Source organism: Sphingobacterium sp. (genome assembly GCF_032065005.1).
Taxonomy (GTDB): Bacteria; Bacteroidota; Bacteroidia; order Sphingobacteriales; family Sphingobacteriaceae; genus Sphingobacterium.
Genome location: NZ_DAMBMM010000002.1, coordinates 547,746 through 570,116 on the forward strand (window position 1 = coordinate 547,746; position 22,371 = coordinate 570,116).

The 22,371-nt window shown below is 38.4% G+C and carries 19 protein-coding genes; 15 read left to right on the forward strand and 4 right to left on the reverse strand.

Annotated features, from left to right (window positions below; translation table 11 throughout):
• The first annotated feature begins 101 nt into the window (after positions 1 to 101).
• The 11 genes from polA to RT138_RS05155 all read left to right on the forward strand — a co-directional run bounded on the left by polA (position 102) and on the right by RT138_RS05155 (position 13,457).
• Positions 102 to 2,909 carry a DNA polymerase I gene (polA, locus tag RT138_RS05105; protein WP_313189839.1) on the forward strand — a complete coding sequence of 936 codons (2,808 nt, stop codon included), beginning with the start codon at positions 102 to 104 and terminating at the stop codon, positions 2,907 to 2,909.
• 5 nt (positions 2,910 to 2,914) lie between these two features.
• Positions 2,915 to 4,012: a hypothetical protein gene (locus RT138_RS05110; protein WP_313189840.1), complete on the forward strand. Its 1,098-nt coding sequence runs from the start codon at positions 2,915 to 2,917 to the stop codon at positions 4,010 to 4,012.
• A gap of 42 nt (positions 4,013 to 4,054) precedes the next feature.
• Positions 4,055 to 4,708: a phosphatidylserine decarboxylase family protein gene (locus tag RT138_RS05115; RefSeq protein WP_313189841.1), complete on the forward strand. Its 654-nt coding sequence runs from the start codon at positions 4,055 to 4,057 to the stop codon at positions 4,706 to 4,708.
• A gap of 38 nt (positions 4,709 to 4,746) precedes the next feature.
• Positions 4,747 to 5,772 carry an ATP-binding protein gene (locus RT138_RS05120; protein ID WP_313189842.1) on the forward strand — a complete coding sequence of 342 codons (1,026 nt, stop codon included), beginning with the start codon at positions 4,747 to 4,749 and terminating at the stop codon, positions 5,770 to 5,772.
• A gap of 74 nt (positions 5,773 to 5,846) precedes the next feature.
• Positions 5,847 to 6,494 carry a DUF47 domain-containing protein gene (locus RT138_RS05125; RefSeq protein ID WP_094257457.1) on the forward strand — a complete coding sequence of 216 codons (648 nt, stop codon included), beginning with the start codon at positions 5,847 to 5,849 and terminating at the stop codon, positions 6,492 to 6,494.
• A 34-nt stretch (positions 6,495 to 6,528) separates the two neighbouring features.
• Positions 6,529 to 7,542, forward strand: a complete 1,014-nt coding sequence (locus tag RT138_RS05130; protein ID WP_094257458.1) for an inorganic phosphate transporter — start codon at positions 6,529 to 6,531, stop codon at positions 7,540 to 7,542.
• Between the two features lie 243 nt (positions 7,543 to 7,785).
• Positions 7,786 to 9,165: an OmpA family protein gene (locus tag RT138_RS05135; RefSeq protein WP_185213247.1), complete on the forward strand. Its 1,380-nt coding sequence runs from the start codon at positions 7,786 to 7,788 to the stop codon at positions 9,163 to 9,165.
• Positions 9,166 to 9,391: 226 nt separating this feature from the next.
• Positions 9,392 to 10,801 (forward strand): tetratricopeptide repeat protein, encoded by a 1,410-nt coding sequence (locus RT138_RS05140; protein ID WP_313189843.1) that lies wholly within the window; start codon positions 9,392 to 9,394, stop codon positions 10,799 to 10,801.
• Entirely contained in the window at positions 10,798 to 11,541 is a 744-nt protein-coding gene (gene aroE / locus RT138_RS05145; RefSeq protein ID WP_313189844.1) for a shikimate dehydrogenase, read from the forward strand. Before RT138_RS05140 ends, aroE begins: the two co-directional genes overlap by 4 nt.
• Before the next feature lie 40 nt (positions 11,542 to 11,581).
• Positions 11,582 to 12,223 carry an MBL fold metallo-hydrolase gene (locus tag RT138_RS05150; protein ID WP_313189845.1) on the forward strand — a complete coding sequence of 214 codons (642 nt, stop codon included), beginning with the start codon at positions 11,582 to 11,584 and terminating at the stop codon, positions 12,221 to 12,223.
• A gap of 4 nt (positions 12,224 to 12,227) precedes the next feature.
• On the forward strand, positions 12,228 to 13,457 hold the full coding sequence (locus tag RT138_RS05155; RefSeq protein WP_313189846.1) for an FtsX-like permease family protein: 1,230 nt from the start codon (positions 12,228 to 12,230) through the stop codon (positions 13,455 to 13,457).
• Here the strand turns inward: RT138_RS05155 and RT138_RS05160 are convergent.
• Both RT138_RS05160 and RT138_RS05165 read right to left on the reverse strand, forming a co-directional pair.
• Positions 13,454 to 14,110 carry a carboxypeptidase-like regulatory domain-containing protein gene (locus RT138_RS05160; protein ID WP_254530245.1) on the reverse strand — a complete coding sequence of 219 codons (657 nt, stop codon included), beginning with the start codon at positions 14,108 to 14,110 and terminating at the stop codon, positions 13,454 to 13,456. The genes RT138_RS05155 and RT138_RS05160 overlap by 4 nt on opposite strands.
• A 71-nt stretch (positions 14,111 to 14,181) precedes the next feature.
• Entirely contained in the window at positions 14,182 to 14,457 is a 276-nt protein-coding gene (locus RT138_RS05165) for a NifU family protein (RefSeq protein ID WP_093099647.1), read from the reverse strand.
• Between the two features lie 264 nt (positions 14,458 to 14,721).
• Here RT138_RS05165 and RT138_RS05170 point away from each other — a divergent pair, with 264 nt between their 5' ends.
• From RT138_RS05170 to coaBC, 3 genes are read left to right on the forward strand one after another with little or no spacing between them, the layout of a single operon-like run.
• Positions 14,722 to 15,648: an outer membrane protein assembly factor BamD gene (locus RT138_RS05170; protein ID WP_185213253.1), complete on the forward strand. Its 927-nt coding sequence runs from the start codon at positions 14,722 to 14,724 to the stop codon at positions 15,646 to 15,648.
• 28 nt (positions 15,649 to 15,676) lie between these two features.
• A complete protein-coding gene (locus RT138_RS05175) occupies positions 15,677 to 16,003 on the forward strand; it encodes a DNA-directed RNA polymerase subunit omega (protein ID WP_094257467.1) in 327 nt (108 codons plus the stop codon).
• Positions 16,004 to 16,013: 10 nt separating this feature from the next.
• Positions 16,014 to 17,216 (forward strand): bifunctional phosphopantothenoylcysteine decarboxylase/phosphopantothenate--cysteine ligase CoaBC, encoded by a 1,203-nt coding sequence (coaBC, locus tag RT138_RS05180; RefSeq protein ID WP_313189847.1) that lies wholly within the window; start codon positions 16,014 to 16,016, stop codon positions 17,214 to 17,216.
• Position 17,217: 1 nt separating this feature from the next.
• Here the strand turns inward: coaBC and RT138_RS05185 are convergent, their stop codons facing one another.
• A complete protein-coding gene (locus RT138_RS05185; protein ID WP_313189848.1) occupies positions 17,218 to 18,585 on the reverse strand; it encodes a methyltransferase RsmF C-terminal domain-like protein in 1,368 nt (455 codons plus the stop codon).
• 59 nt (positions 18,586 to 18,644) lie between these two features.
• Between RT138_RS05185 and RT138_RS05190 the strand changes: the two genes are divergently transcribed.
• Positions 18,645 to 19,034 carry an SRPBCC family protein gene (locus tag RT138_RS05190; RefSeq protein WP_313189849.1) on the forward strand — a complete coding sequence of 130 codons (390 nt, stop codon included), beginning with the start codon at positions 18,645 to 18,647 and terminating at the stop codon, positions 19,032 to 19,034.
• A gap of 65 nt (positions 19,035 to 19,099) precedes the next feature.
• Here the strand turns inward: RT138_RS05190 and RT138_RS05195 are convergent, their stop codons facing one another.
• Positions 19,100 to 21,778, reverse strand: coding sequence for a c-type cytochrome (locus RT138_RS05195; RefSeq protein ID WP_313189850.1), 2,679 nt, complete (start codon positions 21,776 to 21,778; stop codon positions 19,100 to 19,102).
• Positions 21,779 to 22,371 lie beyond the last annotated feature (593 nt).

The following is a 22,371-nucleotide window of genomic DNA, read 5'->3' on the forward strand; positions in this document are numbered from 1 at the left end:
TTAAAAATACAAGCAATTCCCGCAAAAATGGAAAAAAATAATTAATCTTTGCGTCTATTTGAATTTGTTAACTTTGTTATACAGGTAAAAAAACGAAGAATTTGAAAAAGTTATTTCTTTTAGACGGGATGGCATTAATTTACCGTGCATACTTCGCACTAAGTAAAACACCCCGCATTACATCATACGGACTAAATACAGGGGCAATTATGGGTTTCACCAATACCTTGCTCGATGTTGTAAATAATCAGAAACCTAGTCATATTGCTGTTGTATTCGATACTGCAGCACCAACCAATAGACATTTAGAGTTTGAGGCATACAAGGCTCAACGGGAAAAAATGCCCGAGGATCTAGCCGCTTCCATTCCTTATATATATCGCTTGATCGAAGGGTTCAATATCCCGATCATTACCATGGATGGCTTTGAGGCTGATGACATCATTGGTACTTTAGCGAAAAAGGGTGAAAAAAAGGATTACAAGGTCTATTGTATGACCCCTGACAAGGATTTTGGCCAATTGGTTTCGGACAATATTTTCATCTATAAACCTGCACGTATGGGTAATGGCGCCGAAACTTTAGGGGTTCCTGAAATTTTGGAGAAATGGGAAATTAACAATGTCCATGAAGTCATCGATATTTTAGGGCTATGGGGTGATGCAGTTGACAACATTCCAGGGATACCGGGGATTGGTGAGAAAACCGCTAAAAAATTAATCCAAGAATTTGGGTCTATCGAAAACCTGATCCAAAACACAGATAAACTGAAAGGTAAACTGAAAGAAAATGTAGAAAACTTTTCGGAACAGGGCTTGATTTCTAAAAAGCTTGCTACCATATTGTTGGATGTTCCAGTAGAATTGGACGAAAAAGCATTGGAATTAGAGAAACCTAATAAAGATCTGTTAGAACCTCTGTTTGTTGAATTGGAGTTCCGGACCTTAGGAAAAAGAGTTTTTGGAGACGATTTTAGCATGGTTGAAAATTCGGCACCAAAAGCTGGGCAAATGGATCTTTTTGCAGTCCATAATGATGCAAACTTAGAAGGTTCTAAGGGCAATCAATCTGTGGAAATTGTTGAAAACCCAGTTTTTACCAACCTTCAGAATACTGCACATCAATATATACTTGTTGACAGCGAAGAAAAACAAAAAGAACTAGCACTGCAATTAGCTAAAGAGGAGGCCTTCTGTTTTGACACAGAAACAACCGGTTTGGATGCTCTACAAGCGGAATTGGTAGGGATTTCCTTTAGTACCAAGGCTTATGAAGGTTATTATATTCCAGTTAGTGCGGATCAAGATGAAGCGCAAAAAACAGTGAATATTTTCAAAGAGATATTTGAAAATGAAGGCATTAAGAAAATTGGACAAAATTTAAAATATGATATCCTACTTCTATCCAGATATGCTGTTGATGTGAAGGGTGAGTTTTTTGACACAATGCTTGCCCATTATCTCATTGATCCTGACACTCGCCATAACATGGATTACCTTTCAGAGACTTATTTAAACTATACTCCAGTTTCTATTACCGATTTGATCGGAAGTAAAGGGAAGAACCAGGGAAATATGCGGGATGTGGATGTCGAGTTGGTAAAAGAGTATGCTTCTGAAGACGCTGACATTACATTACAATTAAAAAACAAGCTAGCTCCTCTCCTTGAGGAAACATCCACCATAGCGTTAGCTCAAAAGGTTGAATTTCCATTATTAAAGGTGTTGGCAGAAGTAGAAAGAAATGGAGTAAAAGTTGATGTAGATACCTTACAACAGTTTTCAAAAGAAATTGAAAGAGATGTAAAGGTATTGGAGCAACAGATTTATGAAAAAGCAGGTGTTACCTTTAATATAGCCTCTCCAAAACAACTTGGAGAAGTACTATTTGACAAACTTCAACTAGATCCGAAAGCTAAAAAAACAAAAACAGGTCAATACAAAACCGGTGAAGACGTTCTATTAGCTTTGGCAAACAAATCTGACATCGTACAGGATATTTTAGATTTTAGACAGCTTCAGAAGTTGAAATCCACGTATGTGGATGCCCTGCCAAATCTGATCAATCCCAATACAGGATTAATTCATACCTCCTACAATCAGGCTGTGGCAGCCACTGGAAGGTTGAGTTCTACTAATCCTAACTTACAGAATATCCCAATCCGTACGGAAAGAGGAAGGGAAGTAAGAAAGGCCTTTATCAGCCGGAATGAAAACTGGACATTGCTTTCTGCCGATTATTCTCAGATTGAGCTAAGGATTATGGCCGAATTGAGTCAAGATGTTAATATGTTGGAGGCCTTTAAACAAGGATTAGACATTCACAAGGCTACCGCGGCTCGTGTTTATTCGGTGTCATTGGAGGAAGTTAATTCTGATATGAGGAGAAATGCTAAGGCTGTAAACTTTGGGATTATTTATGGACAGTCTGCATTTGGTCTGTCACAAAATTTGGGAATCAGCCGCAAAGAAGCTGCAGAAATCATTGACCAGTACTTCACCCAATATACGGGTATTCGAAAATATATGGGCGAAGTGATTGAATTTGCGAAGGAAAATGGATATGTGGAAACTATATTGAAAAGAAGGCGTTATCTAAGGGATATCAATTCTGCAAATATGACGGTTAGAGGTTTCGCAGAGCGAAATGCCATCAATGCTCCAATTCAGGGTTCTGCAGCAGATCTGATTAAAATAGCGATGATAAATATCCAAAAAGATATTGCAGAAAGAGGACTCGAAGGCAAAATGATCATGCAGGTACATGATGAGCTTGTATTCGATGTTCCCAATCATGAAATCAGTGAATTCAAATCCATCATCGAAAATAGGATGAAAAACGCTATTGAGATGCAAGTGCCAATTGAAATAGAGATTGGTGAAGGAAGAAATTGGTTAGAAGCACATTAAACATAATGAAGGTACTGAGTAATCTTTTATTCTTTATTGTAATTTTCTTGAACAGCTTCGCTCAGGACCGAAGCCCTATTTTTTTTGAAAAATCTGGAGAAAACCTGGTCCGATTTTATTTTGACAACAATTATTATTTGGTTGATAGAGACTGTGAATTTAAGAGCATTGAGCGTGTAGCGAGTTTTGATCCGGCAAGCAGTAAGTATATCGGTTCATTTACAGATTTTGATCTAGAAGGCAGGCCGATACTTGAAGGCTCTTATGTAGATGGGAAAAAATCTGGATATTTCAAGTCCTATCACCCCAATCGATCTATTAAATGGGAAGCCACATTTGTGAATGATAGACCCCAAGGTAATTGGAATTACTATTATCCAGATGGAGCATTAATGATGGTTGTAGAATTTTCTCCTGACTATGTGAAAATCATGGAGTTCAATGATACCCGTGGTCGGAAGATTGTAGAGGGAGGAAATGGTAGGTTTGATTTCAACGTTCCTTTTCAAGGCTATAATCCATATGGCTATCCATTTGTAAAACACAAAGGAAAATTGAAAGACGGTGTGCCAGACGGAATTTGGCAAATTTATTATACCGCGGACAAATTAGCTGATTTAGTTGCTGAGGAAGTCTACTATAGAGGGGTTTTCAAATCCGGATATGATATTATCAATGAAACTGAATACTCATCTCCTATTTTCAGCGTTCTACCGGTCGAGAACTTCTTTAGGGCGGAAAAGTTCATTTCCAAAGGCTGTAATTACGATGAAATAGCGGGTTATAACAGCTATTTAACTGATTATCTCACCCAACCTTTTCATTCTTTTGAATCGAGAGCACCTATTGAGGATAATTTCGAATATAAAGTTCAAGTAAGTAAGGATGGGAACCCATCAAAACTAGAGATCATAGATGATGTCCCTGAGGAGATAAGCAGACCATTTAAGTTGGTTTTAAATTCCGTTGAGCGATATATTCCCTCGTTTGTAAATGGGGAATACATTCAGGATGAGATTACTGTAAAGGGCAAAGTTTCATCGGATGAATCTGGAAAGATACAATTCCATAGCTTGAACATTGCTAGAAAGAATGAACAATAGGACATTAATAGAGAATAATTATATTTGCACAAATATTTATTTATGAAATTTCACAAGGAAGGCTATACCAGTTTAGCATTAGTAGTATTATTTATTTTTATAATAAATGCCGTTGCGCATTATTATGATGCAGGTAGTGTTGTGAAATGGATCATATATATTGTTTCAGCATTTCTGTTGATTACGATTGTCCAATTTTTTAGGAGTCCAAACAAAACCATAACAATCGATGATGGGATTGTGTTATGTCCTGCTGATGGTAAGGTTGTAGTTATTGAAGAAACAGAAGAAACTGAATATTTGAAGGACCGTAGAATTCAAGTTTCGATTTTTATGTCTCCTATCAATGTACACGTCAATCGAAATCCTGTATCTGGAATAGTATCCTTTTTCAAATATCATCCTGGGAAATTCTTGGTAGCATGGCATCCAAAATCCTCTACAGATAATGAAAGAACAACCGTAGTTGTTAAGACCGGATCTGGAGTTGAAGTATTGTTCCGTCAAATTGCGGGAGCAATGGCTAGAAGGATCGTTTGGTATGTGAAAGAAGGTCAAGAGGTGAAACAAGGTGAAGAATTTGGATTTATTAAATTTGGATCAAGGGTGGATTTGTTTTTGCCATTGGATTCAAAAATCAATGTAAACATTGGGGATAAAGTTACGGGAGGTAAATCAATTATTGCCCGTTTTTAATCTCCATCAAGGAAAGATCACCTTTAATTAGGTAAATCATGAATTTTCGCACCCTAATCCTTGTCATTAGTTTTGTTTTTTCCTTGACCCTATCAGGAATGAACTACTATTATGAGAGGGACTTACCAACTTTCACCTTTATCCTGATCCTGAGTTTTGTCCTTTCATTCAGTTTATTAAACTATGTTTTTCAAAAATTTGTATACGAAAGAATAAAATCTGTATACAAATTGATCCACAACCTGAAGTTAGGCAAAGAACTGAAAGATGCGTTGGGCGACCACAAATCTGAAGATCCGATTGGAGATGCGGAGAAAGAAGTAAGGGACTGGGCCAAACAAAAAACCATAGAGATTAACCAATTAAAAGCTCAAGAAAAATTTCGAAAAGAATTTCTTTCGAATATTTCCCATGAATTCAAAACCCCATTATTTGCGATTCAGGGATATATAGAGACACTTCAAGATGGTATGATCGAGGACAATCCTGAAATGGCAGTTAATTTCCTGAATAAAGCCTCTCGAAATTTAGATCGTTTGAGCTATCTGATCCATGATTTGGATGAAATAGCAAAACTGGAATCCGGCGAGATCTCAATTGCAAAAGAAAAATTTGACCTCATTGCCCTTATAAAAGAGACTATAGATGATTTGGAATATAAAGCCAAAGAAAATAATATAACCCTTGTTTTTAACCCTAAAGGCAATAATCCGATCAATGTAAAGGCTGATAGAAAGAAAATTCAGCAAGTTTTAATCAACTTAATTGATAATTCTATTAAATATGGATCCAAGGGAGGTAAAACAAATATCAAGGTTCACTTATTAATAGACCAGGTACTGATAGAAATTACGGATAATGGTCAAGGCATTGAGGAAAAAAATCTACCGAGAGTATTCGAGCGATTTTTCAGGACGGATAAAAGTAGATCTCGAGATATTGGTGGATCAGGATTAGGTCTTGCAATCGTTAAACATATCATAGAGGCGCATCAGCAAAATGTGCATGTTAGAAGTACTGAAGGTATAGGTACTACCTTTTCATTTACCCTTGAGAAAGCTTAATTTAAGCGATTTATCAAAACTTAACATTAACTTAACATTAAGTGCATAATTTTGCGCTACTTAAAATACGAGTTATGTCTTTAAATAGCATTTTTCAATACTTCGTCCCGAAGGACAAGAAATTTTTCCCATTATTTGAACAAGCCGGATCAAACTTAATTGACATGGCTAAGCTTCTAAAAGAAAGCGTTCATACTACAGATCTTCAGCTTAGAAAAGATAACTCCAAATTATTGGAGGATCTTGAGCACAAAGGAGATAATCTTACACATCAAATCCATTTAGAATTAGGCAAGAACTTTATTACTCCATTTGACAGGGAGGATATTCATGCCTTAGCTAGTTCATTGGATGATGTTGCTGATTTTATTCATGGAGCTTCCAATAGAATGGAACTTTATAAGGTTACAGAACCTAGCGAGGCTATGAAAGAAATTTCAAGCTTAATTCTTGAAGCAACAGAACATGTAGCAAAAGCTCTATTTGAGCTCAAAGATTTAAAAAACATCAGAAATATTACTGATTCATGTGTACGCATCAACAGTGTCGAAAATAAGGCAGACTATATTTTTGACAAAGCTGTTGCCGAGTTGTTTGAGTATGAAAAAGATGCAATCAACCTGATCAAGAATAAAGAAGTTTTATCAGCGATGGAAGATGCAACTGATAAATGTGAGGATGTTGCCAATGTATTAGAAAGTATTCTTGTGAAGAACGCTTAATTTATTAAATAAGAATTCACAACAATATTAAATTATGGGTATAACCACATTATTAATTGTCGTAATCGTTCTGGCTATTGCGTTTGACTACATCAATGGTTTCCATGATGCAGCCAATTCCATTGCGACTATCGTATCGACCAAAGTATTGACTCCATTTATGGCAGTACTATGGGCCGCTTTATTTAACTTCGTTGCTTATTTTGTTTTTACTGACCATAAAGTAGCTAACACCATTGCCAAAACGGTCATTGAAGAATACATCACCCTAGAGGTTATCTTTGCTGGACTTGTAGCCGCAATTGCATGGAACCTTTTCACCTGGTATTATGGAATCCCCTCAAGCTCAAGCCACACTTTGATTGGTGGATTTGCGGGATCAGGAATGGCATATGCTTTATTCTTAGGAGCAAACCCCATGGAAGCTATTAATTTAAGTGCAACATTAAAAATTGTATCATTTATTGTCTTGGCTCCATTGGTTGGTATGACCATTTCCATTATCATTACTTTAATCATTATCAACATCTGCAAAAAAGCAAGACCAGCAGTAGCCGAGAAATGGTTCAAAATCCTTCAGTTAGTTTCATCAGCAGGATTGAGTTTTGCCCACGGTGGTAACGATGCCCAAAAGGTTATGGGTATTATTGCAACAGCTTTGATTGCACAAGGGGTAATTGGAAGTTTTGAAGAAATGCCAGAATGGGTACCATTAGCATGTTATTTTGCAATTGCAGCAGGAACGATGAGTGGTGGTTGGAAAATTGTAAAAACGATGGGTACTAAAATTACAAAGGTTACTCCATTAGAAGGAGTAAGTGCAGAAACAGCAGGTGCTATCACTTTGGGGATTACAGAACATTTTGGTATTCCGGTTTCAACAACCCACACGATCACTGGTTCTATTATCGGTGTTGGAATAGTAAAAAGAGTTTCTGCTGTTCGATGGGGGGTTACCATTAGTTTATTATGGGCTTGGATTTTAACTATACCTGTAAGTGCATTGTTAGGCGGGTTAACCCTAGCTATAATTCATTATATTTTGTAGTAAATATCATACAGGCATCTGTTATTATGCTCGTATTTATTGACAATTAATAAAGTTTTGATAAAAAATTTGTGTTATTTAATGTTAATAAGTATTTTTACGCGGCAAAAGGACCTGTAGGTAACATAAAAAAAGGGCTTTTTACAAATTAACATTTTTTGGCATTGTTATTGTTAAGTTATGTTAAATTGATTTTTACAACTAGAAACAATTAAAAATTTTAATAACCTTAAAAAAAAGAGTATGAACTATTCTACAATTAAAAAAACAGCTGTTGCAGCTTCTTTAGTAGCCGCTTTAGGTTTCGCAGAAACTGCTCAAGCACAAACCCCAACTGTATTTGGTGGTAGATCACAATACAGAACTTGGTCAATTGGTGTTCAAGGTGGTATCACTACTCCTAACACTATTTTAGGTGGCCAAAACGGTTTCGGACAACGCGTTGGATATTTCCAAAACAAAGTTGGTGAATACTATGGTTTAACTATCCGTAAACAATTCTCTCACTTATTCGGTTTAGAATTAGAGGGTAACCGTGGTCGTATCAAAACTTTCAACCATGACTTAGTAACTGCTCCAGAAACTGCAAACGGTGCAAGATCTGCTGAGACTTCAGTTAACTGGGCAGCTAGCTTAAATGGTGTATTCCAATTAGGTACTATCGACTTCATGAGAAGAGAAAATGCTGTTAACTTCTACGCTAAAGTTGGTTTAGGTGTTATGGCTCACAACCCAGTTCAATTTGCAAACAACGATTTCACAGGTACTGAAGTTTACAACAACGAAGGTAAATGGGGTCAAGAAATCTTTGGTGACCGTGAGGCTACTGGAGACCGTGACAACCGTTTAACAGGATTTATCCCAGTTGGTGTTGGTGTTAAATTTAAATTATCTGAAGTTGTTGCCTTGAACTTAGGTTACACAATGAACTTCACTGATGATAACTTATTATACGGACCAGTTCGTTACGACGGAAAACAAAAATTCTCTAACGTATATGGTGGTTTAGAGTTCACTTTAGGTTCTCGTGATAAAGAAAGCTTAACATTCACTAACCCAGTTGCTACATTATATGATGAGTTGAAAGACCCTTCATTACGTAACGAGGTTGAAGCATTGAAACAACGCGTATCTACTTTAGAAGGTACTGTTGATCAATTAAGCAAAGACTCTGATGGTGACGGTGTATCTGATAAATTTGACAAATGTCCAGGAACTCCTGCAGGTACAGTAGTTGACGGATCAGGATGTCCAATCAAATTCCCTGAGCCTCAGCAATTAACTGACGGAACTACTTCAGGATACTTCGCTCCAATTCAATTCGAATTTGATAGCTCAGTATTGAAAACTGAATCTTACTCTACTTTAGATAAATTAGCTAAAGAATTGAAAGATAGCAATGGTTCTGTTTCATTAGATGGTTATGCATCTGCTGAAGGTACAGAAGCTTACAACATGAACTTATCAAAAGACCGTGCTAATGCAGTAAAACAATACTTAGTTAACGCTGGAGTATCTGCATCAAGCATCAACGCTACAGGATACGGTGAAGCTAACCCAGTTGCTTCAAACGATACTGAAGAAGGTCGTGTTCAAAACCGTCGTGTTGAGATCAAAAAATAATTGTTAGAAATAACAATTTGAAATAATAAAAGCCAGCTGTTTCAGCTGGCTTTTTTGTTGTTTTACACAAGTAATTACATTGTAATTACTTTATTAACTTTACTTTTGCAGACTAGCCCAGTCTAAAATGTGAATATGTTGAAAACAATTACATATTCAGATGTTCAAAAAATAGTATTTTCATTTAGGAATTGGAGAGTACGAATAAAATTTAAAGAGGAGAATAATGGAAGAAGATTTTGAATTTGGAACCCCGGAAGAACAAAAATTTTCGGTGGATCGTTATGAGGAAATGCTTCGAAATGAAGACCAGTACTTTTTTGACGCAAAAGCTTTTGAAAGCATTATTGACTATTACATTACTAACAATGATCCAATAAAAGCTTTACAAGTAATAGAATTTGCATCTGCCCAACACCCATTCGAAACCTTGTTCTTAATTAAAAAAGCTCAGCTATTGGCTTCAACTTTACAGTATGAGCCTGCGTTGGAGGCTTTAAACAAAGCTGAATTATTAGAACCTTCGGAAGGTGACATCTATTTAATCAAGGGTACAATCCTATCTGCACTCCAGGAACATGCACTAGCAGAAGAAAACTTTTTTAAAGCATTAAATCTAAGTGATGCTAAAGATGAGGTGTATTACCAGATTGCTGGTTTATATCAGATGCAGGGTTCTTACGAAAAGGCAATATCATACCTGAAAAAATCCCTTCAAGCGAATAAGGATAATCAAGATGCACTTTACGAAATAGCATTTTGTTATGATGTATTGGAACAACAGCAAGAAAGCATACAATTCTACAACCAATACATCGATACAGACCCATATTCATACGCTGCATGGTATAATCTAGGAAATGCTTACCATAAATTAGGTGATTTTGGAGCTGCAATTGACGCTTATGACTATGCTATCTTGATCAATGAGAATTTCTCATCTGCTTATTTCAATAAAGGGAATGCCCTAGTAAACTTAGATCGCTATTCAGAAGCAATTGAAGTCTATAAACAAACATTCGAGCACGAAACTCCTAATGCAGATACTTATTGTGCCATTGGGGAATGCTATGAAAAGTTGGAATTGATGGATGAAGCGAGGCAATACTATAAGAAAGCTGTAAAACTTGACAGCAATCAAAGTGATGCTTGGTTTGGCATTGGAGTAACGTTAGATTTTGAAGAAAGATATTTTGAATCGCTTCATTTTTACAAGAAAGCTTTAGAAATCGATGATGAAAATCCAGATTATTGGTTTGCTATTGCCGATGCACGATATAAATTAAAACAATTTGATCAGTCAATTGAAGCTTATTCCAAAGTTGTTGAACTAAACCCAACAGATGCTGAAGCGTGGTTGGACTATTCATCCCTATTATTTGAGCAGACAAGGCTAGAAGAGGCTATTGAAGTAATTTCTGAAGCCATCAAATGTAACCCTGATGAAGCTACACTTTACTATCGGATGGTAGCCTATATGTTTGCAGCAGGGAAATATACAGAGGCATTGAGTTTCTTGGAACTTGCCTTAAATGTAGATCCAGAGAAGCATTACATATTATTTGAGTACTTGCCTCAATTACAGGGAAACCAAGTCATTGTAGACATAATTAAAAAATATACAGAAGGAAGATGAAGCAATTAGGATTAATTGGCTATCCCCTTGGCCATTCATTTTCCAAAAAATATTATTTAGAAAAATTTAGAAACGAGGGTATAAAGCATATTGATTACGATTTATACCCTCTTTCAACAATCGAAGAATTTCCGAGCCTTTATCTCAATAATCCCGAATTTTACGGAGTCAATGTAACTATTCCTTACAAACAGGATGTGATGCAATATTTAACGGAACTTTCAGATGAAGCTAAAGAAATCGCCGCTGTGAATTGTATACAAATCCGACATGAAGCAGATGGTGTTAAATTGAAGGGATTCAATACAGATGCTTATGGATTTGAAAAGTCATTGGAACCATTATTGAAACCCAACCATAGCAAAGCATTAATATTTGGAAATGGAGGAGCAACAAAGGCGGTTGCATATTCGTTAAAAAAGCTTGGCATTGACTTTAAGATCGTTAGTCGGACTAAGTCAGAGGATAACCTTTCCTATGAAGATCTATCCGAAGAATTAATCCAAAACACGCCCCTATTAATAAATTGCACGCCATTAGGAACATTCCCAAAAACCGAGGAGTGTCCAGCCTTGCCATACCACGCAATCAGCAGTGAACATTTATTATATGACCTTATTTACAACCCTGAAGAAACCTTATTCCTAAAAAAAGGAAAAGAAAGAGGGGCAGCTATTAAAAATGGTTACGAAATGTTGGTTTTGCAAGCAGAAAAAAACTGGGAAATCTGGAATCAATAGGAAAAACCCAATTGCTTAGAAATATTTCCTATTTTTGGACATGCTACATATCAAGACATTTGTATTCAATCCATACCAGGAAAACACCTATCTAATCTATGATGACAATAGAAACTGTATCATTATAGATCCTGGAATGCACAATTATCAAGAAGAAAACCATCTGAAAGATTATATTGAAAACAATGGTCTAAAACCAATCCATCTTATCAATACCCACGGTCATATCGACCATGTGTTGGGCAACAAATTTGTATCTGAGACCTATAATCTAATTCCACAGTTCCATGAAGGTGAATTACCCTTAGTGATACAGGTACAAAACTATGCTCCTCAAATGGGTATCCGATATGAACCATCGCCCATTCCTGAGACATTCTTAACAGAAGATGATACTATAAAGATAGGCGATGAAGAATTATCCCTGATCTTAGCACCAGGTCACTCACCTGCCCATCTTTGTTTATACAGTAAAGAACATAACTTTTTGATTGGCGGCGATGTCCTGTTCAAGAGCAGTATCGGACGTACAGATCTTCCAGGTGGCAACCATCAGCAATTGTTGAACAGTATTGCTACCAAAATATACACACTACCTGAAGAAACAGTAGTATATCCTGGTCATGGACCGACAACCACTGTTGGAGAAGAAAAAAAGACTAATCCATTCATCAGAGCATAAAAAAATGAAGCTCCCCATATTCTTTGCGAAACGATATCTTTTTTCAAAAAAGTCAGTAAATGCGATCAATATCATTTCATCGATCAGTATGATCGGGGTATTGGTGAGCACAGCTGCTTTGGTGATAGTTTTATCCTTTTACAATGGATTGGAGCGCTTTATTCTTTCACAGTACAGCACTTTTTCTCCAGAATATAGGATCGAACCATCCTCAGGCAAGGTGTTTTCCACCAATAGCGAAGCCTTTAAAAAACTTCGCGCATTACCAGAAATCACTTCATATAGCGAGGTGTTAGAAGACAAGGTCCTTGCTGAATTTAACCAACAGCAATTTATTGGGCGATTAAAGGGCATTGAACCCAATAGCCTACATCAAATCGCCAATGAAGATATGTTATTGGAAGGCAAGTTGGAAGTCAAGGAGGACAGCACGAATTATGCTATTTTAGGGACCACGGTCCAAGCAAACTTACAAGTTCCGCTACAAGGAGACGAAAATCAGATATTCCTCAATATTCCTGACAAAAAAGCATCTCCAAACAATATCAACCCATTGGAAGATATCAGGACACGCGTAATAAAGCCTAATGCCATTCTCGGCTATCAACCCGGCTTCGAAGATTTAATCATTGTCCCCATAGATTTTGCGAAAGATTTGCTCAATGAGCATGAAGGCATTTCAGCGATTGAACTCTATGGGAAAAACGACAATTCTACAAGCTTACAAAAGGAAATTCAAGCTTTATTAGGCAAGGATTTTCAGGTAAAGAACAGAGAACAACAGAACCCTACCCTTTACAAAACCGTACGATCAGAAAAATGGATCGTTTTCTTTATCGTGACGATTATCGGAATCATTGCAATATTTAATATCATTGGTTCCTTGACCATGTTGGTGATCGACAAGAAACAGGATATGGTGGTATTGAATAGTTTAGGGGCCAGCAATAACCTCATCCAAAACATCTTTTATTACCAAGGCATCCTCATTGCGTTGATCGGAAGTGTCACGGGCGCTTTCTTAGGATTGGTTTTCTGTTTATTGCAGGATCATTTCGGATTTGTCACAACCAGCGAAGGCTCATTGTTCGACGCCTACCCTGTAGACATTCGTTATATGGATTTGGTGCTGATCTTCATTACGGTAATGGCGGTTTCCACTTTGGTTTCTTACATGGCCTCTAGGCTAAACATCAGAGGCATCAATAAGCGCGGAGCGCTAGAGTCCAATTAATACTTCAGTCGCTGTCTACTAAAATCACCACGCTTGATCTGGTTGATCAATGAACCCCAAGCAAAAGGATTCAACAGTGGGTTAGCCATATTTTGGTTGATGGCCTTATTCGACATATTGATATGTCGCTGAAAGTTATTAAAAGTTTGGATTTCTTCAGCACTTCTAGGGACAATCTTAGAAAGAGATGCCAAAGCTTGAGGAGAAAGGTTCCTTTTTGCGGTCATTACATCATCACTGCCAATATTCAAGGCCAAGAACTCCATATTGAACTCTTCAATACTTGCCCATGGCAATGGAGGACCGACTGTAACCATCGGCAATTCCTCTACGGTGGGTGTCAATTCGATCTTGACGGTATATTTATCACCATCGACATTAGGAATGGTAATCCTCACTGAGCGGTAACCAATAGATGAAAAAACGATCTCGTCTCCGGTATGTCCGACAAAGGAGAAGTAGCCTTCATGGTTCGCTGAATATGTTTCATTCCCATAACTTTCATTTCGAATGGTCACATAAGGAACGGCAATATCCGTCTCCTCCGCTAAAATATACCCAGAGACCTGTACTATTTTATTGTTCTGAGCTTGGAGGCTCAAACCAACTGCCAATAGTACAGCAAGCAAGATATATTTCTGTAGGAATTTCATTTAGCAACAAAACTAGGGAAAATCATACGTAAGACGCTGTTAAATTGTGTTAACAGCATCTAATATTTTTATTACAATTGGTTGGGGTTTATCGCATTGGGATCATCCATATCCGTGATATTGATTGCTTCCACAGCAACAATCTCCGGAACGGCCTTTTTAATCGCTTGTTCTAAACCTGCTTTAAAAGTCATTATACTCATTGAACAATTTGCGCAAGTCCCCAACAATTTAAGCTTCACAACGTTGTCTGGCGTAATTTCTTCAATAGAAACGTTACCCCCATCAGTCTGTAAATAAGGTCTGATGGAATCCAATGCTTGCTCTACTCTTTCAAATAAGGTCATTTTAAATCCTGATAAAATATATTAAACGTAAATATAGTTATTATTTTAATTATTTGTGACATGGCCTATGCTAATTCAACATTCATTTGACTTAACAAAAACCCCCAATTTTAGCCTCAATACCTTCAATCTCAGCAAAATCGGCCACTTTAAGTTAAAGATTGTTAAAACCAAGTTAATCCAAGAATTACCTTATTGAAATCAAGTATTTTCGCGTATCATTAAATAATTGAAAATTAGTATTAATTCACGTATCTTTGTGGGATGTTTTTAAAGAATCATGTATTTAGCCTAATTGTCGGCTTGTTTCTTTTATTGGGCTTGGGTAGTTGTAAGAGTAAATTCGAAAAACTACGCGCAAGCAATAACGTACAAATGAAGTATCAAGAAGCTGTAAAGTACTACGAAAAAGAGAAGTACTCTAAAGCTTTGACCTTATTTCAAGATCTTTTGGCCAAATACCGTGGCACAGCTGATGCTGAAGATCTAAACTATTACACGGCTTTTGCTGCCTACCGTCTGAAAGATTATATCTCAGCAAGATTTCACTTTAAAAACTTTGCAGATAATTATCCGAACAGCCCTAGAGCTGAGGAATGTAGATTTATGTCAGCATACTGCTATTATTTAGATTCTCCACGATCAAATTTAGATCAAGACAATACTCGTAAGGCGATTGACCAACTTCAACTCTTTGTGAACCTGTACCCAGAGTCGGAACGAGCAAAAGAGGCTGGCGATTTGATCCAAAACCTTCGTGACAAATTAGAGAAAAAAGCTTTTGACAATGCCAAATTGTATTTCAATATGGGATTGCCTGATGATTACCGTGCTGCTGTGATCGCCTTGGAAAATGTATTAAAAATATATCCAGATACCAAGCACGCAGAAGATATCGAATATCTATTGGTAAAATCACAATATCTTTTTGCCGATAACTCCTACCCTCACCGTCAAGAGGAAAGGTTCAATCAAATGATTGATTACTACGACAGTTTTATGGAGCATTACCCTGAGAGCAAGTACAACAATGAGTTGAACGGCCTTCGCGGAAGTGCGGACAGAAAGATTGCCTCTGCCCTGAAGATCATGGCCAATGACGAAAAAATGAGGAAGCAACGTGAAGAAGACTTAGGTATTGCAACGCCAAATGGTGTTCCGATCGAGACCGAGAATAACAATCAACAATAATCTTTAGTACATCCATTTTTATTTATATATGAATCAGAATAAAAATACCGTTCCAAATTCAACAGTAACTCGCGATTTAAGAGAGTTAGACCAAACTACTGATAACCTTTACGAATCTATCGTTGTTATCAGCAAGCGTGCTAATCAGATCGCTGTAGATATGAAAGAGGAGTTAAACCAAAAATTGTCAGAGTTTGCTAGCAGCAATGATAATTTAGAGGAAGTGTTTGAAAACCGTGAGCAAATTGAAATCTCTAAGCACTACGAAAGATTGCCAAAACCAACTTTAGTAGCTATCGACGAGTTTTTACACGAGAAAGTATATTTCAGAAACCCATCTAAAGAACAAGAGTAAGCTATTTACCATGTCTTTAAGAGACAAACATATTGTAATTGGTATAAGCGGCAGCATCGCCGCTTATAAGATTGCAACATTGGTAAGATTACTGAGAAAAGCAGAAGCCTCCGTTCAGGTTATCATGACCCAGGAAGCTACTCAATTCATTACTCCACTTACTCTTTCTACCCTTTCCAATAACCCCGTTTTCGTCGAATATTACGACCAAAAAACTGGGGAATGGAATAACCATGTCCATATTGCCGAATCGGCAGACCTCATTTTAATTGCTCCAGCTACTGCAAATACTTTGGCAAAATGTGCCCAAGGTATCTGCGACAACCTTCTTCAAGCAGTTTATCTTTCTGCTAAAAGCAAGGTTTTCCTAGCTCCGGCAATGGATCTGGACATGTGGATACACCCTTCTGTCAAAAACAACATCCAATTGCTCCAATCCTACGGAAATGTGATCATCCCTCCGGGAAAAGGAGATCTGGCCAGCGGACTGGTAGGTGAAGGTAGACTGGCAGAACCGGAAGAAATCTTCCAGTTCATCCAAGACTATTTCGAATCCAATAAACCGCTTTCAGGCAAGAAAGCCCTGGTCTCAGCAGGACCAACCTATGAAGCTATCGATCCAGTTCGTTTCATCGGTAATCATTCCAGCGGAAAGATGGGTTATGCAATTGCGAAGGAACTCAACAAGCTTGGCGCTGAAGTGACCCTAGTCAGTGGTCCAACAGCATTGAACACGCCAGAGGGCGTAAAAAGGGTCAACATTCAGTCTGCAGCAGAGATGTTGGATGCATGCAGCAAATACTTTGATCAAGCCGACATCACCGTCATGAGCGCAGCCGTTGCGGACTATACCCCTACCGAAGTTGCCGATCAGAAGATCAAGAAAAAAGCCGAAGACTTCAGCATATCCCTTAAAAAAACAACAGATATCCTAGCTAGCCTTGGAGCAAAAAAGACAGAAAAACAGACGCTGGTTGGATTTGCACTAGAGACCAACAATGAGTTGGAAAATGCAATTGGCAAGCTGAAGAGAAAAAACCTAGATTTTATCGTACTCAATTCCATGCAAGATAAGGGAGCTGGTTTTGCACACGACACCAATAAAATCACGGTCATCAATAAAAAAGAAGAGATCCTTTCATTTGATCTAAAAAGCAAAGAGGAAGTGGCAAAGGATATTTGCGCTTTGATCTTAGCCCATCAAAATCTATAAATTATAGATTTGCTATCCTCACTTCCCTTGGGTAGTAATTATTGATCCTGTTTCCCAATACCTTTACCCAGCCTAAAGAAACACCCTCATAATTAATCAAACACCAACCTTTTTTCACCCCATTGAACAATTCAATGTCCAACTGTTCCTTTCTTAGGAAATCCTGGGCATCTGATAAAGAGAGCTCCACTGAAGACAGATTTTTATCTCTAAAAACACTCAATGCCAGATCATGGGATGGAACAAGTTCCTTTCCTATCCACTTCCCTACCATTGTTCCTGCATTTTTGAGGTAAAGGACCTGTTGTAAGGCCTTAATACTGGCTTCTAAATCTTTGGGGAAAATGTGGACATTTTCATTATGCATTAATGTGGAAAAGTCCTTTTCATTTTCAACCCAGCCAACCAGGCAGTCTTTAGGAACAGGAGATTTCTCCATTTTCATCTTCTTGGTCGAGAATGTAGGTTGGATATTCTTTACCTGCAGGATGCCAATGAAAAATCCTTCTCCTTTAGTTTTATGCGGGTAAAAACGATAGCCCGTAGCCTTATGTTTTTCAGATTTGGTCTGTTCTATCCCCCAATCAGGATCAACCGGGATTTCTATGCTTGCTAGGTTATATTCTTCGATCAGCCAATCCAAAATATCTTCATTTTCCTCAGAAGAATAAGAACAGGTAGAATACAGTAAATAGCCATTGCTGCTCAAACAGGATACGACTTCAGATAAAATCCTTTGTTGCCTCTCCCTGCAGAGCTTTACATTCGCTTCAGACCATTCATCAATACTATCTTCATCCTTTCGAAACATGCCTGAACCCGAACATGGGGCATCCACCAACATGAGATCGAAGAACCCTGGCAACCTTCTGAATGCTGAAGGATCGTTATTGCACACCACCACATTTGGGAAACCCCAACGCATCAGGTTTTCCTGCAGGATGACGGACCTACTCTTTATGATTTCATTTGCAACCAATAAGCTATTGGGACTGATCTGATCATTGATCAATGTAGATTTCCCACCGGGTGCAGCACATAGATCTAAGGCCTTGATATCCCTTTCCCGAAGTTTTAGTTCCTTCAAGATATGACTGACAAACATAGATGATGCTTCCTGCACATAATAACAGCCAGCATGAAATAAGGGGTCCAAGGTAAACTTTGGACGTTCATTCAGATAATACCCATTTTCACACCAGGGGATCCGGTCGGCAAGTTCAAAGTCTAATTCTGTGGGTTTTTTAGGATTTAAGCGTATGGAGGTGAGTTTTTCTCCGCTTTCATGTGCGGCTTTAAAGGCTTCTTCGTCAAAAAATGGATTTATACCTAATCTTTTTATTAAGGAATTCGGGAGAATATTACTCATATTATGCTAATAAATCTATGTAAATTTACAGGAATTATTTTTTTCCTTTAATATTTAGAATGAAAGAATTTAAAAAATATTATATCATACCTGCTACACCTGAGGAACTTTACAGAGCATTGACGACTGAAATAACCATCAGATTATGGACTGGCGACCTTGTAGAAATCGATCCAGTTCCCAATGGAGAATTCTCCATGTGGGATGGAGCCATACAAGGGAAGTTCCTGGAATTGGAACCGTTCAGCAAAATTGTCCAAGAATGGTATTTCGGCGAGCAGGAAGACCCTTCCATCGTGACCCTGAAACTCCATGAACATAAAAAGGGTACTTCATTAGAAGTAAGACAAAGCAACATTCCTGACGAGGCCTATGATGATATCGTTGATGGATGGGATGATCCCTATATTTCATCATTGATGGAATTTTATGACGAAGAAGAAGATTAAGACCCTTCAAAAAAATAAAAGCCATGTCAAAGGACATGGCTTTTATTTTGTTATTTATTAAGCTTTTATTTCTGTTTTTCTAAGAAAGATACCAGCGATGCAAACTCTTCCAAAGTCAATGAATTGGCCAAACCGGCCGGCATCATAGAATTCGGCATTTCTTTTCTACTTGCCACATTGCTTTTGTTGATGGTATTCACATTCCCGGCAATATCTCTCAGTACAAGCTTGCTCGCTGTCTCCTGAGTCACAAAACCCATGAAATTCTTCTTGTCCTTAGTCGTTACCAAGACAGTGGAGAATCCTTGGGAAATTGATGCATTAGGTCTCAGGATCGATTCCGCAATCTGCTCACGGTTCATGATACCACCGATCTGTCCCATAAATGGTCCCTTCATAGCCTCGCCTTTATTGACACTGTGACAGGCATGGCAACCCTGTTTGTTAAACAAAGCTTTACCTTTCGTAGGATCTCCCTTTACTTTACGTAGTGCTATCATTACTTCTTCGATAGAAGTTTTACCTACCTGTCCTTTTTGGTTCTTGATTTTCTCTAGGTCAACTTTCTTCTCTGCAGGCTGTTTTTCAGCTATTGCTTTTGGTTCTACAATATCAAATGCAGCAATCTCCATCCTGAATTTTTCATTTAGGTCAGCAAAATACTGTTTTTTGGAACTACTGCTTTTTGCTCCCTCAGCAAGCAGGAATTTTTCGATGACCGGTGATGATGCCCAATCAATGGCTTTATAATATGGACCATGCGAATCCGGACGGGTTCCCCACCACCAAGAAGCATCATAGTCCGCTTCTTTTTTATACAACCTGGCAAGGGTAACCAAAATTTTATCCTTTAATTTTTGATCCTTTGTTTTTCCATAGGCAGCGATCAATCCTTCTACGGCTCTTGGATCATGCATATAACGCAATGCCCATAATGCCAGATCAGGGCTCTCAGTGCTCAAAAATCCTACAGCAGGATTTACGGCATTCAAGCGAACCAATGCTTTTACGGCCAAATGAGGGAGAATAATTGCTGAGTTAGGAACATCATGAGGACCTTCCTTTCCTTTCGCAGGAGCAATGAACGATGCTGGGACAGCCACTTGTAGCAATGAATTGGCCACTTCTGGACGACCCAATCTACCTAATGAAACAGCAGAAACGGCCTGAACCCTTACTGATGGATCTTTCAACCCTTCAACAAAAGGATCTGTAGGCACTTGGTCCACTGTAGACAAACGATCGGTCAAGGCGCGGTATGCAAATTCCCTAACTGTTGCTTCCTTCGCAAGGTCTAACAAGGCTGTAACGCCTTTTCCTTTAGCTACCTGTGCATAAGTGTAAATACCAGCCACTCGGCTGCTCAAAGGCAAATTCTTGTCTTGAGCAGTCTCCAATGCAGCAGCTGCGGATTCATCAGATGCTCTAGCTACCAATTCTTGGGAAGCATATAACCTAATCGTGGAACTTCCAGATTTCAACAGTTCCTTCAAATCAGCTACCGAAGCATTCTTGATTTCTGGAAAGGCTTTGTAAGTCCATCCTTGAGGAACGACACGAACGATATAACCTTTATCAGGATTACCTGAATAGCCTGCGCCGTCCCATGCCGATAGGTATAATCTACCTGAACCATCCACATCTACATCCGTGATCTGCGGCAACTTGATGAATTCTTCTTCTTTCTGTTTGAAACTTGGCCCATCTGGCGTCACATGATGCATATAAAGGAAATTCCTTCCCCAATCTGCCATCATCGGCACCTTATTATATTTTTCTGGCCAAGTATCCTCATCCAAGTATAAGGATCCTGTACCAGAACCACCACCCAACATGGCTAGTGCCGGAATGATCTCTTCTGTAAAGTTTTGGAACAATAAAGGATAACCATATTCACCAGATTGGATCTGATGGGAAAATCGGATATCCCATCCGCCACCATCATTGGTATTATCCCTAGTGAAGATATTCATAAATGGATCGATTGCAACATCATAAATATTGCGCAGGCCATGTGTATATAGTTCCATTTCGGTACCATCAGGACGAACCCTCAAAACACCACCGCCCAAATTGGTCAATTTCTTGCCATCTGCACCCGTTGCATTATGGAATCCAAAATCTCCAACTGCGATATAGATCCAGCCATCGATTCCCATTCTGATACCGTTTGTTGCATGGTCAGTACCACGTTCTTGAATATACTTGGCATTACTTAGGCCATTGATCAATACCTTAGGATCTCCATCTGCAACACCATCTTTATCCTTGTCTTCAAATACCACAAGGTCCATACCTGTTGCAATACCCGACTTGGAATCAAATGTCGTGTGCAGGACAAATACTTGGTCGCCTAGGACAAAGATTCCCCTCGGGTTATCCACGCGGGCGAAATCTGTATGCTTGTCCATGCTGCCGTTATTATCCGAATCCACAAATCGGCGGATAAAGCCTTTGCCCATATCCTTACCCAGAGATCCGATCATATCTACACCCACAAAGACTTCTCCCGTAGGAGCAACTGCTAGGCAGGCAGGCGAAGGTGTAAGATCCGGACCGGTAAATTCGGTCATGATCAGATCCGATGGAGCACCAGACATGGTTTTTAAAGTATCCTGTACCGATCGGGTCCCGTACTGCTTAGTGAAATTGTTTTTAGTTTGAGGTAGTTCTGAGTTCTCATTAAAATTGGGGAACCCCAACATTAATGGAAGGAGAAAAAATAAATTAAATGTTCTTTTCATTCTCAATGATAAATATAGATTGATTGTATAGCGTATAACTGGTCTGGTTCCCAATTCTGGAAAGCAAGAAGCTATAAATACGCAGGTTTAAGTAAGATTTTAATAAAGTTAACTGGCATAAGAGCTTAAATAAGCTTTATTCTATATCACAATTCACACTTGGTTAAAATTATACTAGAATAAAAATGCGAATTATATTTCAAAGGAACTAATTCGATTTTAACTATATCTTATTGGATATTGCTATGAAAAGGATGGGTGGAAAGGGGGTGATAGGTCTGAAATGGAAGGGATGGGTTGGGGTTGGATGGGTTGGTTTTGAACCAGGATGGAAAGGATGAGAGGATGGGCCAAGATTTGGGAACGAACCAGGATTAAATGGATGAGAGGATATTCCAGGATCATAATGGACAATATGGCTCCCGAACGGCCCCAATACCGTATTGCGTATCACAATGTGCCCTTAGCTGACCTTGACCGTAATGGGCAATATGGCGACGGAACGGACCCGATATCGTATCGGCTCCTTATTACCAATTGCCCCTAAAAACAGAAAGCCCGCTGTCTGTTGACAGCGGGCTTCTTTATAAAAT

What these genes read in the sequence shown, in the direction of transcription:
- coaBC (WP_313189847.1), top strand. Translation starts at nt 16,014, where the DNA reads ATGTCTTTAAGAGACAAACATATTGTAATTGGTATAAGCGGCAGCATC.
- RT138_RS05185 (WP_313189848.1), bottom strand. Translation starts at nt 18,585, where the DNA reads ATGAGTAATATTCTCCCGAATTCCTTAATAAAAAGATTAGGTATAAAT.
- RT138_RS05155 (WP_313189846.1), top strand. Translation starts at nt 12,228, where the DNA reads ATGAAGCTCCCCATATTCTTTGCGAAACGATATCTTTTTTCAAAAAAG.
- RT138_RS05125 (WP_094257457.1), top strand. Translation starts at nt 5,847, where the DNA reads ATGTCTTTAAATAGCATTTTTCAATACTTCGTCCCGAAGGACAAGAAA.
- RT138_RS05135 (WP_185213247.1), top strand. Translation starts at nt 7,786, where the DNA reads ATGAACTATTCTACAATTAAAAAAACAGCTGTTGCAGCTTCTTTAGTA.
- RT138_RS05115 (WP_313189841.1), top strand. Translation starts at nt 4,055, where the DNA reads ATGAAATTTCACAAGGAAGGCTATACCAGTTTAGCATTAGTAGTATTA.
- RT138_RS05150 (WP_313189845.1), top strand. Translation starts at nt 11,582, where the DNA reads ATGCTACATATCAAGACATTTGTATTCAATCCATACCAGGAAAACACC.
- RT138_RS05120 (WP_313189842.1), top strand. Translation starts at nt 4,747, where the DNA reads ATGAATTTTCGCACCCTAATCCTTGTCATTAGTTTTGTTTTTTCCTTG.
- RT138_RS05140 (WP_313189843.1), top strand. Translation starts at nt 9,392, where the DNA reads ATGGAAGAAGATTTTGAATTTGGAACCCCGGAAGAACAAAAATTTTCG.
- RT138_RS05195 (WP_313189850.1), bottom strand. Translation starts at nt 21,778, where the DNA reads ATGAAAAGAACATTTAATTTATTTTTTCTCCTTCCATTAATGTTGGGG.
- RT138_RS05130 (WP_094257458.1), top strand. Translation starts at nt 6,529, where the DNA reads ATGGGTATAACCACATTATTAATTGTCGTAATCGTTCTGGCTATTGCG.
- RT138_RS05175 (WP_094257467.1), top strand. Translation starts at nt 15,677, where the DNA reads ATGAATCAGAATAAAAATACCGTTCCAAATTCAACAGTAACTCGCGAT.
- RT138_RS05170 (WP_185213253.1), top strand. Translation starts at nt 14,722, where the DNA reads ATGTTTTTAAAGAATCATGTATTTAGCCTAATTGTCGGCTTGTTTCTT.
- aroE (WP_313189844.1), top strand. Translation starts at nt 10,798, where the DNA reads ATGAAGCAATTAGGATTAATTGGCTATCCCCTTGGCCATTCATTTTCC.
- RT138_RS05160 (WP_254530245.1), bottom strand. Translation starts at nt 14,110, where the DNA reads ATGAAATTCCTACAGAAATATATCTTGCTTGCTGTACTATTGGCAGTT.
- RT138_RS05110 (WP_313189840.1), top strand. Translation starts at nt 2,915, where the DNA reads ATGAAGGTACTGAGTAATCTTTTATTCTTTATTGTAATTTTCTTGAAC.
- RT138_RS05190 (WP_313189849.1), top strand. Translation starts at nt 18,645, where the DNA reads ATGAAAGAATTTAAAAAATATTATATCATACCTGCTACACCTGAGGAA.
- RT138_RS05165 (WP_093099647.1), bottom strand. Translation starts at nt 14,457, where the DNA reads ATGACCTTATTTGAAAGAGTAGAGCAAGCATTGGATTCCATCAGACCT.